The sequence below is a fragment of the Rhizobium sp. P38BS-XIX genome, assembly GCF_012641435.1.
In the GTDB taxonomy this organism is placed as follows: Bacteria; Pseudomonadota; Alphaproteobacteria; order Rhizobiales; family Rhizobiaceae; genus Rhizobium.
In genome coordinates this window covers 383210-396247 of record NZ_JABAIJ010000004.1, presented here as the reverse complement: position 1 = coordinate 396247, position 13038 = coordinate 383210, and the positions used below count along the sequence as shown (strand labels likewise).

The following is a 13038-nucleotide window of genomic DNA, read 5'->3' as shown; positions in this document are numbered from 1 at the left end:
GCTCTATCCTTTGTTAGAGTGAGGGCCTGCGCCCATATTGGGCAAGGGCGAGGAGAGTGGAGAAGTGGATACCGGCTGGCGATCGCCCCTCAGGGCCGAGGCCAGACGACGAAAACGGGCAGCGACGGGCATGCTCAGATGACGCACCGCGCGGGGGTTGAGGCACGCGACCTTGAGGCTCAGGGCCAATTCGCGCTGCTTGATGCTGTTGACGAGTGTCAGGAAAGCCATGACTTCCTTGAGGTTTCGCGTCCGTCGCCTTTGTGCGGCAAGCGCTGCCGCGCCGAAGGGATGTTCGGCAAAGAAGCGGGTATCGGCGGCAAGCATCGCCTCGACATGCTCTTTTTTGAGAACACGCGAGATCGACCCCTCGCGAATATAATAGAGATAGCCAACCATCGGCTCCACGACGCAAATGCCGCCCTTGGCCAACGCCGAGGCAAGGAAAATATAATCCTCGCCGACCCTGAGTTCCTCATCGAACCGCAGGCGGTGCGTTTCCAGAAAAGCACGCTCGAACACGGGCTTCATGTAACCGAAATTGTGCTCCGACTGAAAAATCATGTTCGAAGCGATGAACTTCGCCAAGGTCATCGTCGGCAGGCGCGTAAGCATGGCTTCCGGGAACATCGGCGTAATCGCGCCGATGTCCTCGCGAATGACATCGAGATTGTCGACGGCGATCTGCGCCTCTGCTTTTTCAGCTCGCGCGATCAGGCGCGCCATGCGGTCAGGACGCAAGGCGTCGTCGGAGTCAAGCACGGCCACCCAGCGGCCGCGCGCTGCATCAAGACCGACATTGCGGGCAGCGCCCGGACCGCCATTGCGCGCCATGGCGACAAGGCGAACGCGTGGATCGGGGTGATTGCCAGCAATATCCCGCGTGCCGTCAGTCGAGCAATCATCGACAACGATGACCTCCATGCTGACAGCACCCTGCGCAAGCGCGCTATCGATGGCGCGAGCAAGCGTCTCCTCGGCATTATAGGCAGCGATGACGAAACTGACATCGGGGATGAAATCCGTCATTGCGCTGCTTTCTCCAGATTTCCGTACTGCTCGATTTCGCGAACCCCGAACAGACCGCTGACGACGCCGGCATGCATGATGCCGCGCAGGCCGTAGCGGTGGCGCTGGATGGGAGACGCGGCAAGCAATGCCGAGACGACAAAACAATAAGCCGATTTCGAGCCGGCAAGTATGACAGCGCGCAGATGCCTTGCACCGGCAGCACCTTCGAGCAACATGCGCCCATGCGTCTGCCCCATGCGGAAGCGGCGCTTGGCAAGCCAGGAAAACGTTGCCCGCTTGCCAGGCACAGGCTCTTCCACCAATGCGTCCGCGGCAAAGGCGATCCGGCCACCGGCCTCATGCATATGGGCGAAGAACTCGGTGTCCTCACCACCCGTCCGTCCGAGAGCGATGTTGAAGCGACGACCGACCAGCGACGGCGCGCTGCGACGCAACAACACATTACAGGTGTAGCCGGTGCGGATTTCGCCCGCGACCCAGACCGGCAAGGTCGAATGGAAATCGCCGTCGCGCATCCAGACGGGCGCGGTGTTGTCGTAAATCGCCTGAACCGGCCCGAGTACGGCGTCGGCACCCGTGGTGTCTGCCATGACGAGCAGTTCCGTCAGCCAATCCTCGCAGGCCGTCTCGTCATCATCGATAAAGGCGACGAAATCGCCGCTCGCGTGGTCGAGGCACGCATTGCGGGCGATCGAGATGTTCGATGCCGGGCAATGCACATAGGTAATCTCGAAGGGCACTGCCGAGCGCATGGCATCGACGCGGCCACGCGCACTGGGCGTGACATCGTTGTCGGCGACGATGATGCGAAGCTGCGCGCCGGCGGGAACCGTCAGCACTGCCAGCGACAACAGCGTCCGATCCAGCTCGGCGCGGCGATAGGTGCAGACTGCTATGTCGATCCTGATTGGGCGGCGAAGGGTTTGCGTCATGAGGCGACCCTTCGATTGCGGAAGCTCAGGACTTCCATCCAGAACCCCATGGACCAGGCGAAATGCATGACCATCGCGGAAATCGCCGCAAGGGGGCCGTAAGGATTTTTCTGCCCGAGGGCGATCCAGAAACCATAGGCAATGCAGGCCACAGCCCAAAGGCCAACGGGAATGACCGCGATCCAGCTGAGGATTGCCAGGAATGCGCCGACGAAGATCGGCACCACGGCAAGCGGCAGCATCTGACGCAGGCTCGGCATGCTGCGATGCTTGAGGATGTTGCGCGCGCGCCCGCGGCCATAACCGAGATATTGCCGGAACAGCGTCGGGATGCTGGAGCGCGGATAATAGGTCATGGCCGTCTTGTCGGTCAGCCAGATGCGGAAGCCGGCCTTGTGCAGCCGATAGTCCAACTCGGCATCTTCGTTATGGCTGAAGGTTTCATCATAACCACCGACGGCCTTGAATGCCTCGACACGCATCAAAGCGTGGTGTCCATGCTCTGCCCAATGACCCTTGGCGCCTTCGCGGTGTTTGGATCCGCCATTACCGAGCTTGGAATTCTGTGCGACGGCGGTTGCCTTCTGAAAGGCGCTGAAACCCATGGTCCGCATGGCCACGACCACGGAGTCCGCCCCGGTTTCACCCGCTTCCCGGACCAATGTCTGGCAATAGTCGTCCGGATAATCGCCATGGGCGTCGATGCGGATGAAATAATCATACCCGTCACCGAAGGCTTCGATTGCCAGATTAATCGCGGCACTTTGCAGTCGCTTCGGATTGTCGATCAACAAAACCCGTGGATCGACCGCTGCGATCCCCATGACGATCTCGCGCGTGCGGTCGTTGCTGCCGCCATCGGCAACGACGATGCGCGCATCGAGTTCGTTCAGCGCGCCCTCGAGCTTGCCGATCAACGGCTCGATGTGCTTTTCCTCGTTGAGGCAAGGAATGACGATCACACACCGCATATCTCTTGAACCTTCGGTCATCATTGCAATCCACCTCTATTGCGATGCAGTTGTGGGAGGGTCTGTCTTTCGGTGATCGGTTCATTGGCGCGCGTCAGAGCCGCCAGCCGCTGCACCAGCCCCTGGCAGTCGGCACGATCGATCTTCCATTGCTTGTTCTCCAGCGCTGCCACAGCATCGAATGCGGCGAGATAACGCTGTTCATTCATGTCGCCCAAAAGGACCACGAGATCGGCAGCAGTCGCTGTCTTCAATGTCAGGCCGATCTTGCGCGCGGCGAGGAAACGGCTGGTCTCGGTGCCATCCATTGCGATCGGTACGGCGCCATAGAGGCCACCCTCGTACAGGCGGTTTGGAAGGAGCCAGCTGGAATTCAGACCTTCCTCGAAGAAATCGATCGCCCAGGAAAACTGCACGTCATTGTAGATCGCGGAGAGATCCTCCGGATTCTTGTAGGCACCGGCGAAATGCATGAACGGCGCATCACGCACCGATCGATCGAAATCCTCGAATTCCGAACGGGCCGGTCGACCACGTAAAATGATCTCGAAGCGCCCTTCCATCCGTCGGGAGAACTCATCGAGCAAGGCCAGCGATTTGCGGCAACGCAGCGCACCGAACCATCCGATTTTCCAAGGAGTGCCAGCCGCCGGCGCGCGCGCGGCAGGCATGATATCAGCTGCAGCACCATCGAGCGCCAAAACCTTATTTTCCAGCAGCATGACCGGCAGCTGCAATCCCGAGCGCGGCCGGAAATACCGTTCGACGAAAGCCGGGGAGCTCGTAATGAGCAACGAGGCATCGGTGCCGAAATGTCGCTCTGCGCTGCGAAGCGCACCGCCAAGAATGTCGTCCCTGAGCAAAAGACGGTGAATATCCAGGCATTCATAGACCACCGGCATGTCGCCACCGAAAACCACTCTCGCCCGCTTGGCGAGCGCCAGCATTTCCAGATTGCGGCCGATGATGACATCCGGCCGTGCGACGGATCGCAACATACCGCGCAATTTCACTGCCGATTTGGCGACCGCTGCGATGCGCTGCGCGAATTGCGCATCCTTCGTCCGGCCAAGCTCGATCGGCTCGATGCCATTGATGGCGGCAAGCGCATTGTCGTCACGCCGAAAACCCGCCAGCGTCACCAGCGCGCCCCCTGCCTGCAACATCATCACCCGCCTGCGCACGGCAGGATCGGCGAGATCGTGGACGAAATAAAGAATATGCAGCATCAAGATTTCCGCTTTCACGACAGGTTGAAGCCGGGCGCCTGGTATGGTTGGTGTTGCATCAAGGCATAAGAACCGATCGCCCGGTCACCGGGCGGCCGGCATGGCTCAATTGATCTTGCAGGTGATCGATTCCGGAAACAGGCACTTTTCGCCTGGCGCGGTGAAGGCAACCCGCTTGATCTGCATGGTTGCGGGCGCACCGCCATAGGCAAATTTACCCATCCAGCCGCTCAGCGTGTCCGTGCCCCAAAGGCTGAAGAAGATCTTCTGCGCGTTGCTCGGTATTTTCGAGGGGTCGGTGACATCCTGCACCAGCTCTCCGTTCACGAAGTAGCGCAGCCGATCCTTTTCCCAGATAAAGGCATAGTCGTTGAAACCCTGGTCGGCACCGCCGGTCACAGGTGCCAGCTTTTCGTTTCCGCCTTTTGCCGAGATATACTGGTTGACCTGCACCTGGCCGACATTCTTGCCGAGGACCTCAAAATCGATCTCGTCATGCGGCTTCTTGTCGGTCGGGCCGATATAGGTGAAGAACGCCGAATTGAGCCCGGGGCCCGTCGCGGTTCGATAGCGGGCCTCGTAAGTGCCGTAGCCATAGCGCTTGGTCGTCTGGATTTCGGCACAGGCGTAATTGCGCTGCCCCAGCTTCTCCTGCGCAAATTGCAGCTGCAGCGCTCCATCCTTGATGCTGACCTGCTTCTTCGACCACGTGCAGTTCTGGTGCGGGCCGTTGTTCCAGCCGTCAGACACATACCAGCGGCTGGGGTCGATGCGCTCGAAATTATCGACGAATGATCCGCCCGCTTGCTGCGCATCCTGCGCCCAGGCGGCAAGTGGAGCGAGGCAGGCGCTTGCGAAAGCGATCGATGCAAGGCGAGGTCTGCGCATGGTCTGTTTCGGTGTCGTCATGGCATTACCTTTGCGTGGAACGCGTCTGCCGATCTTCGGCGGTGCGGGAACCGACCTGTGGTCGCGTCCGACTGCCGGTCAGCACGTTGTAAAGGGACGGCAGGGCGTTGCGCGCCATGCCATTGGTCAGAGGCAGCAGCAGCAATGCAAGGCCGGCCGCCAGCAGATAGAAAACCGGGTATATGTCGCTTCCCCCACGGTTCCAGAGAACCCAGAGACAAAACAGCAGCGGATAATGGGCGCAGAAGATCCAGAAGCTCAACCCGCCTGTCCCCGCCAAACCTTGGCCGACACGGCTGCGGATCAGGATCGCCGACAGCGCCCAAAACCCGGGAATGCCGACCAGTACCATCAGATTGCGGCAAATCTCGAGCCACAACGGCAGACCAGGCCCGGTGATATAGGCAGCCGTTGCCAGAAGCGCGGCAAGCCCGATGAACGCCGGCGCAATCAGCGGGGCATAGCGATCCATGATCGTAACGTCGACGCGATACAGGCTGAGGTAGATCCCAAAGCTGAAGCTGAACAGAATGGAATTGCGCAGCACGATGCCAATGGAGACCGGCCATGCAGCGAGCATGAGCAAAGATATCAGCGTGAGCAAAGGCACGCGGCGAATAAGAAATGCGAGAATTGGTGACAGCAATATGCAGACAAACAGATCTCGCAGGAAATAGAGAGGCAGATTAATCGGCGTCCCATCTATCGCAAACAGAAGTGTAGATAACGTGTGCGGGCTCGCCTCCGACAGATCAGGCATGTATCCATCGCCGATCCCGTAGGCCTGAAGAGCGAATACGAAGATAAAGAAAGCACAGTTCCACAACATAAACGGCAGTATGACCGTTCGCGTCTTTCTGCGAATAGTCTTTCCATACTCAATCGATGTCGTTCCGTTGCGAAACAGCAGATAACCTGAGATCGCGCTCAAGCAAGGAACTCCAACTCTAAACAAACTGTCACGCAGAAACACTCGCAGCCAGTCAAAAAGACCATAAGCTCCACTAAACGGGCTGCTATGCGGATTGAACGGAATATGGACAAAGACGATGCCCGAGATCAGAACGATACGCATGAGGTTTATCCGCGAAGACACGTTGGCAGTCACATTCACGATGTCTGTCACCCCTTCTTCGGGCCGCATCCCCCCAGCAGCCGTTTCAATGAGAGCAGCGTTAGCTCGCTGACGATAACCTAGGGCGCTGATGGGAAAGGGAATATGGCAGCGCAGCAAAAATCAGCGAAAAACTACGTCTTGCGAGGGGTTGCGAAAGGCATTTTCTACCACTTTTGAGGTATAACAATCGATTTAGAGGCGGAAAAATCCCTTCTGCCAAAAGAGTTTAAGGATTTCCTGATATTTTCCGGACGGCCTTTAAACAGCCGATCTGGCCCGCTTCATTTTTTCCACGGAAGGTGAAGAATTTTTGCGGTGCAGCAGAGATCGATGGGCAAAGCATGGCCAAAATGCGACAGGCTTGCAATCACTGTGGGAATATTGATCTCCAACGATCACCTCATAGGTGCAATAATGCGAGTTCAGCCGGGACGCTGCATCATAACGGCTCACCAGACGTCAACGGCAGGGCCATATTGGCGCATACGAAAGTTCTATAAATCGTCATCCGCGACATTGTTCCGCATCAAATGGGCGCTAACTGTTGGCCTCGCGGTGACGTAAGCCATTGGGCAGACGCCGACTGAGCGTCAGTGCTCACCGCCAAAAGCCGATGGTCACGTCCCCTGGGGCGCGCCGTAAACTCCTGGACTAAAACCGCAAAGGCGGGAATATGGCATCTATCACGATTGTTATTCCATTCTATCAGAAGCAGACGGGCGTCCTGCAGCGCGCTTTGAGATCGATATCTCAGCAGACGTTTCAGGACTTCGACATTCTCATCGTCGACGATCAGTCACCGCTTGCCGCAGAAGGCGAATTGCAATCGCTGAGCAGTGAAGAGCGTGCGCGTATTCAGCTTATCCGCCAACCCAATGCGGGACCGGGCGGCGCACGCAATACCGGCCTCGATCATGTCCCGGCAGAAAGCCGCTATGTCGCATTCCTCGATTCAGACGACGAATGGACGCCGGATCATCTCGCCAACGCATTTGAGGCGCTCACCCGACATAACGCCGACTGCTACTGGGATTCCATCGAGGGTGGAGATGAGTTTTCCTACCACTTCGGCATTTCGGAGCTGGCAAAGTCGGCCGGAACCGTGCGGCTCGAGGGCAAGCCTTCACTGATCGAGATTCCGGATATGGCCAGCGTGCTGCTGCAGGACTGGAGCTTTCTGCACATGTCTTGCATGGTGATCGGACGCCCTCTGTTCGAAAAGATCCGGTTCGAACCACGTTTGCGGCTGGCGGCGGAGGATATTCTTTTCTTCTGCGACTGCATCCTTGCCGCCAAGCGCGTGTTGCTGTGCGAAAATGCCGGTGCGCTGCGGGGTGAAGGCGTCAATATCTTTCACAGCATCGACAACGACTCTCCGCAATTCCTGCGCCAGCAGTTCAACACCTGGAGCGCGCTCAACACGCTCGAGCAGAGATTTTCCCGCCGGCCGCAGGATATCGCCGTAATTCGAAGCTACAAGAATCGCGCTCGTCGTCAGGCGCTCTGGAGCCAGGCACGGCAGGTAAAACGCCGGCAAATGCCGCAGTTTGCGCTGTTGGCCAAGTGGGCGCTGCGAGACCCGGCAATCTTACAAAGCGCCGTGCAGCTTGCCGTCGGTAAACTAGCGCCCTAGATTTTGCAGCGCAGCATAGTCTGCGCATGCCAGATCCAGGAGCCATGGCATGCCCCGCTACCATTTGGATCAGCAAGGAGTCCTGTATGAAGCCGTTCCACTGGGAATCGACCCATGGCAATTTCGGTGATGATCTCAATCTCTGGCTCTGGGACTTCCTACTTCCAGGCCTCCGCGACACGCATCAAGAGACATTGCTCGTCGGCGTCGGCACCGTTCTCAATACGGAGATCCTGCCTGCTGACGGCCGCAAGCTGGTGATCGGCAGCGGTTTCGGCTACGGCTCGCTGCCCGACATGAGCGACAAGTCGCAATGGGATGTTCGTTGCGTCCGCGGCCCGCTGACCGCAGGAAAAGTCGGCTTGCCGACCGAACTCGGCATCGTCGATCCCGCAGTTCTTGTGACGGAAATGCCCGAGTTCCAGAATCTGCCGAAATCGGGCAAGCGCACCTTCATACCGCATTGGGAGTCGGCGGCTGCCGGGCTTTGGCCGGAAATCTGCAAGACCGTCGGCCTCTCCTATCTCGACCCTCGCGGCGAGGCGAAGGCAGTCATCCGCGAGCTTGCCACCTCCGAGCTGATCGTCGCAGAGTCCATGCATGGTGCGATCCTTGCCGATGCCTTCCGCGTGCCGTGGATCGCCGTCAGCTCGTCACGTTCGATCAACAGCTTCAAATGGAATGATTGGGCGCGTTCGCTCGGCGTAACCTATCAGCCGAAGCACATTCCGGTCTCCACCCGCGCCGAGGCGATTGCCAAGGGCGCCCGCTTCTGGGGCGTCGGCTTCGAGCGCAGCAAGCAGGCCGCAGCAGAACTCGAGAAGCAACGCTATGGCGAAAACGTGATGCTGGCCGATCCCGAGCAGACAACGCTTCGGGTGATGGCAAAGCAGGCGCTGGCCATGCCTTCGGCACTCGCCCTCTGGCAGGCAAGTAAGGCCAAGCCACAGCTCAGCAAAGACGGCGCACTTGCCGCTTGCAAGGAACGCCTGATGCACGTCATCGACGGCGTACGCCGCGACTACCTATAATTCGTCGGTAAATTCATACCTTATTCGGGAGCGGCCTGCAGAAGATAACGCAGGCCGTTTGCCCCCGAATGCGCGATCGGCGCGCCACCTCCCCGGAACCGCTCGGTCTTGTCGGCAAAGATGCCGGCGGCGATGGCAGGTGCTGCCACGGGATGCAAAAGCGCATATCCGGCAGCAGCGACAAGGCCTGATTGCGACTTGATATCGAGAAAATGCCGCAGCTCGTATTTGTCACGGATATGCTGCTCGTGGCGACGCAGGACTGCGGCATCAGCCGGGGAAAGGCCGCCTTTTGCAAGGATTGCGCGGTCGGCCTCATAGAGCCGACGCAGATCTTCCGTTCTGTGCCGGCCACTTAAGGAATCTCCGCGAACGACGGCGCCATAGCCGCAACTGTGGATGACCTTGTAACGCGCCGCTTTGGCCAAGGCGCGTACATAGAGATCATAGTCTTCGCCGAGCCGCAGCGCTTCACTATAGCGCAATCCATGCGCATCAAGGAACGAGCGGCGCATGAGAGGCTTCAGGAAGCCGATCTCGCCACGGCGCACACCGCGTTTGGAGATGTTTCCTTCTACAAAAGACGCAAGATCGAGAAATCGTGGTTTCGCATCGAAGTGATCGAGCCGATTATAGGCCTCGGGCACCGTGTCGGCATTCACAAATGCAATATTGTCGGCGACGAAATCCCAATCATCATCCGCAAGAAGCGAGCTGAAGCGTCCAGGGAAGAAAAAATCATCCGCATCGAGTATGGCAATCAGCGGCGATTTCGATATCTCGATAGCATGATTGCGCGCCGCCGATGGGCCACGATTTTTCTTGAATTCGTGAATGATCAGCCTGCCGCTCTCGTCATCAGCCTTCGCGGCGATTGCGGCGGTCCCGTCAGTCGAGCCATCATCAATCACGACGACTTCGGCGACTTCCGGCTCCCGCAGAGCCGATGCTATGGCCAGCCCGATAGTGTCTCCGGCATTTTTTGCAGCGATGATTACGCAGACGCTATTTTCTGCAATGTCGGTCACGTCAGCCTCCAATGTTTCTCGCCGGAGACTTAGGACGTGGCTCAAATCCGACAACCTGTCGGCGGCCAAAAGATGTGGCGGGCCTTTACATCAGGGATTAAACGGCTCTGAACGCTTCAGACTGGTCGCAGGCAGACCACCAACGCTCTTCTCCTCCACGATGGGCGCTGCCGCTTTGGCCTCGTTCAAAAGCGCCTCACGCGCCTTGCGCTCTTTCCACACGAGATACAGAACGCCGATAAAATAGCCGATCTGCAAAAGCACGGCGCATATCGCCGTTTCGATCAAGGTCGTCCAGAAAGAGTTCGTCAAAAAATAGGTCGCGACCGCAAATACGACCAGCGTACCCAGCATACTAATGAAAACGCGCGGCGCATACATAATGTTACCTCGCCCGCTCAGCCATTGGAAAAAAAGATATCAAGGTCTTTCCTCCCTTATCAGACCTGCAGCTCAAATATATTTTATGATTCATTGAGATTCAACCAAGTCACGATGATCCGTTACGAATTGATACGACCCTAACGCCGCGCTCGTTAAAACTACGCGTCGATTATCATTACAATTGAATTTGTTGGTTTTCTTTCATGCTCGCATAGATCGCATTGCCAAATTTGCACAATCTTACGACTGTATCTGGGCGACCTTGATTCGCGATTTTTTCCTCAATTCAATCAACTTTTATTACAAAGTGCCGCGTATTGAGCCGCCAGTATGTGCGGCGCAATATGGTGCTGCAATGCAATATACCCGAACAAATGATCAAGTTTGCACACGCTCGATCAAAAGCGGCCAGAGGCTAAAGAAGCTGATGATAATGAATAGCTTCTACTGCACCGCCTATAATATCGCCGGAAAGCATCTGCCGCAATGCAGAAGAGCTATAGACATGGTCGATATACGCAGATTGATACAGTAAAGACACAATATGAGAGATTACTGATTTAAACCAATGCACCTTTGATGCGGTAATTATGTACCGTCATGCCATATCGCTACAAAAGTTTGGCTTAAAAAGTCAAAATCCCCGCCTACACTCCTCCCATCGTAGCTCTAGTTACGCGTCGAGAATTCCCGACCAATTCGCCAACATGAATGGAGTCATCTCTATGAAGTCTGCGACGAGATCGGCCACATCGGCTTTTTTCAGCGCCGTGGAAAGCGATGTCTTTCCGCCCACAGGTGGAGTACTCAAACGTCTGTTCGACGTCTCCGCCGCATTGACCGTACTTGTTCTCGTCAGCCCGATCTTTTTGATGCTGATGATACTGGTGAAAGCAACCGATCGCGGCCCGGCCTTCTACGGCCATCGCCGTGTAGGCCATAGCGGCAAAAGCTTTCGCTGCCTCAAGTTCCGAACCATGGTCGTCGATGGCGACAAGGTTCTCCAGGCGTACCTTCAGGCCAATCCCAAGGCCATGGACGAGTGGCGCGCCACGCGCAAGCTGCAGAATGACCCGCGCGTGACCCTTGTGGGCGCAGTGCTGCGCAAGCTCAGCCTCGATGAACTGCCGCAGCTCATCAACATCATCCGCGGCGAAATGAGCGTGGTGGGGCCACGTCCAGTCGTCGAAGACGAGCTGGAACTCTATGAAACCGCGGCAATCTACTATCTGCAGTCCCGTCCGGGTCTGACAGGCCTATGGCAGGTGAGTGGTCGAAACGACGTCTCTTATGCCAGCCGTGTCGCCTTCGACACCCACTACGTCAAGAACTGGTCGCTCGGCAGCGACATGAAAATCATCGCCAAAACAATCCCCGCAGTCTGCCTGTCACGCGGCAGCTACTGATGACGACCAGCAGCTACCGCAGGACGTTTCCTGCGGTCTCCCCGGACCCAAGCCGGGCTGCTATCCATTAACAGGGAACATCCTGCATGATTGAACTTCAGCCTTCCAAGAGGCTCGCTCGCGCATATACATCTGTCCGATACTCGGCGCTGCTTGTCTTCGGCGTCTGCGCCATATCCGGCGCGGCCTACGCCGAAAATCTTCCCGGATACCATCTGGGCGTGATGGACAAGCTGCATGTGCGCGTTGCCGAATGGCAGACTGCCGAGGGCACCATCCGCGACTGGGCGGTAATCTCGGGCGATTACACTGTAGGTCCATCCGGCTCGATTTCGGTTCCATTCATCGGCGACATGCCCGCCGTCGGTAAAACGACGGACGAGATTGCAGAGGCCATCGGCGTTGGACTGCAAAAGCAGTTCGGCCTGCGCGACCGTCCGTCAGCATCCGTGGAAATGTCACAGTTCCGGCCGATCTATCTGTCGGGCGAAGTCCAGAATCCCGGCGAATTTCCGTTCGCGCCGAACCTGACTGTACTTAAGGCCGTGAGCCTGGGCGGCGGCATGCGCCGGGCCGATGCCGGCCAGCGCTTTGCCCGCGATTTCATCACCGCCAAGGGCGACGCAGTTGTTTACATGGCGGAGCGCGGCCGCTTGCTGATGCGCAAGGCGCGTCTGATGGCCGAAATGACCGGCAAGGACGAAATCGATGTGCCTGCCGAACTGAAACAGCTGCCCCAATCCTCCGCACTGCTGGCCAGCGAAAAAGCGCTTATGGACACGCGCAGTCAGCGGATGAAGACCCAGCTGCAATCGCTGGACGATTTGAAGACGCTTCTGCAGAATGAAGTAGAGGCACTTTCGAAGAAGAACGATACCCAGAGCCGCCAGCTCGACCTCGCAAAAGCTGACCGCGACAAGGTCGAAAGCCTCGCGGAAAGAGGTCTCGAACTTGCTTCCCGCCGGATTTCAGCCGAGCAGCGCGCTTCGGATCTCGAGGCAACCCTCCTCGACACCGAAACGGCTTCGCTGAAAGCCAAGCAGGATATCAATAAAGCCAATCAGGACGAGATTACCCTGCATAACGACTGGCAGAGCTCGCTCGCACAGGACATGCAGGACACCGACACGCAGCTGGAAACGCTGCAGCTCAAACTTTCCACCAGCCAATCGCTGATGCAGGAAGCGGTCGCGCAATCGGCCGACGCCAGCAACCTCGACGCCAACGGGCAGGGCGTGAACATCGTCTACACGATCATTCGCGACGAGAACGGTCAGAGCAAGGAAATCCCCGCCCAGGAGAACACGCAGGTGCTGCCCGGCGACCTCATCAAGGTCAGCACTGGCCTTGCCATGCGATAAGGAAA

12 protein-coding genes are annotated in these 13038 nt (G+C 57.6%); 4 read left to right on the top strand and 8 right to left on the bottom strand.

Going from position 1 to position 13038, the window contains the following annotated elements:
• Positions 1 to 3: 3 nt before the first annotated feature.
• The 6 genes from HGP17_RS16140 to HGP17_RS16115 all read right to left on the bottom strand — a co-directional run bounded on the left by HGP17_RS16140 (position 4) and on the right by HGP17_RS16115 (position 6148).
• Entirely contained in the window at positions 4 to 1029 is a 1026-nt protein-coding gene (locus tag HGP17_RS16140; RefSeq protein ID WP_168810671.1) for a glycosyltransferase family 2 protein, read from the bottom strand.
• Positions 1026 to 1964, bottom strand: a complete 939-nt coding sequence (locus tag HGP17_RS16135) for a glycosyltransferase family 2 protein (RefSeq protein WP_168810669.1) — start codon at positions 1962 to 1964, stop codon at positions 1026 to 1028. Before HGP17_RS16135 ends, HGP17_RS16140 begins: the two co-directional genes overlap by 4 nt.
• Positions 1961 to 2935, bottom strand: a complete 975-nt coding sequence (locus tag HGP17_RS16130) for a glycosyltransferase family 2 protein (protein ID WP_281412767.1) — start codon at positions 2933 to 2935, stop codon at positions 1961 to 1963. The genes HGP17_RS16135 and HGP17_RS16130 overlap by 4 nt, the downstream gene beginning before the upstream one ends.
• Before the next feature lie 20 nt (positions 2936 to 2955).
• Complete coding sequence (locus HGP17_RS16125) at positions 2956 to 4164, bottom strand: glycosyl transferase family 1 (RefSeq protein WP_168810665.1); 1209 nt, start codon at positions 4162 to 4164, stop codon at positions 2956 to 2958.
• A 105-nt stretch (positions 4165 to 4269) separates the two neighbouring features.
• Positions 4270 to 5073: a glycoside hydrolase family 16 protein gene (locus tag HGP17_RS16120; RefSeq protein ID WP_168810663.1), complete on the bottom strand. Its 804-nt coding sequence runs from the start codon at positions 5071 to 5073 to the stop codon at positions 4270 to 4272.
• A 4-nt stretch (positions 5074 to 5077) separates the two neighbouring features.
• Entirely contained in the window at positions 5078 to 6148 is a 1071-nt protein-coding gene (locus HGP17_RS16115) for an acyltransferase (RefSeq protein ID WP_205926002.1), read from the bottom strand.
• A gap of 715 nt (positions 6149 to 6863) precedes the next feature.
• Between HGP17_RS16115 and HGP17_RS16110 the strand changes: the two genes are divergently transcribed.
• Together HGP17_RS16110 and HGP17_RS16105 are read left to right on the top strand one after the other, a co-directional pair.
• Positions 6864 to 7823 carry a glycosyltransferase family 2 protein gene (locus HGP17_RS16110; RefSeq protein ID WP_168810661.1) on the top strand — a complete coding sequence of 320 codons (960 nt, stop codon included), beginning with the start codon at positions 6864 to 6866 and terminating at the stop codon, positions 7821 to 7823.
• A gap of 86 nt (positions 7824 to 7909) precedes the next feature.
• Complete coding sequence (locus tag HGP17_RS16105; RefSeq protein WP_168810659.1) at positions 7910 to 8854, top strand: polysaccharide pyruvyl transferase family protein; 945 nt, start codon at positions 7910 to 7912, stop codon at positions 8852 to 8854.
• A gap of 20 nt (positions 8855 to 8874) precedes the next feature.
• Here the strand turns inward: HGP17_RS16105 and HGP17_RS16100 are convergent, their stop codons facing one another.
• Positions 8875 to 9882, bottom strand: coding sequence for a glycosyltransferase family 2 protein (locus tag HGP17_RS16100; protein ID WP_168810657.1), 1008 nt, complete (start codon positions 9880 to 9882; stop codon positions 8875 to 8877).
• 90 nt (positions 9883 to 9972) lie between these two features.
• A complete protein-coding gene (locus HGP17_RS16095; RefSeq protein WP_168810655.1) occupies positions 9973 to 10263 on the bottom strand; it encodes an exopolysaccharide production repressor protein in 291 nt (96 codons plus the stop codon).
• 728 nt (positions 10264 to 10991) lie between these two features.
• Here HGP17_RS16095 and HGP17_RS16090 point away from each other — a divergent pair.
• The gene (locus tag HGP17_RS16090) at positions 10992 to 11672 is read left to right on the top strand and encodes a sugar transferase (protein ID WP_168810653.1); all 681 of its coding nucleotides are present in this window, start codon (positions 10992 to 10994) and stop codon (positions 11670 to 11672) included.
• 86 nt (positions 11673 to 11758) lie between these two features.
• A complete protein-coding gene (locus HGP17_RS16085) occupies positions 11759 to 13033 on the top strand; it encodes a polysaccharide biosynthesis/export family protein (RefSeq protein WP_168810651.1) in 1275 nt (424 codons plus the stop codon).
• Positions 13034 to 13038: the final 5 nt, after the last annotated feature.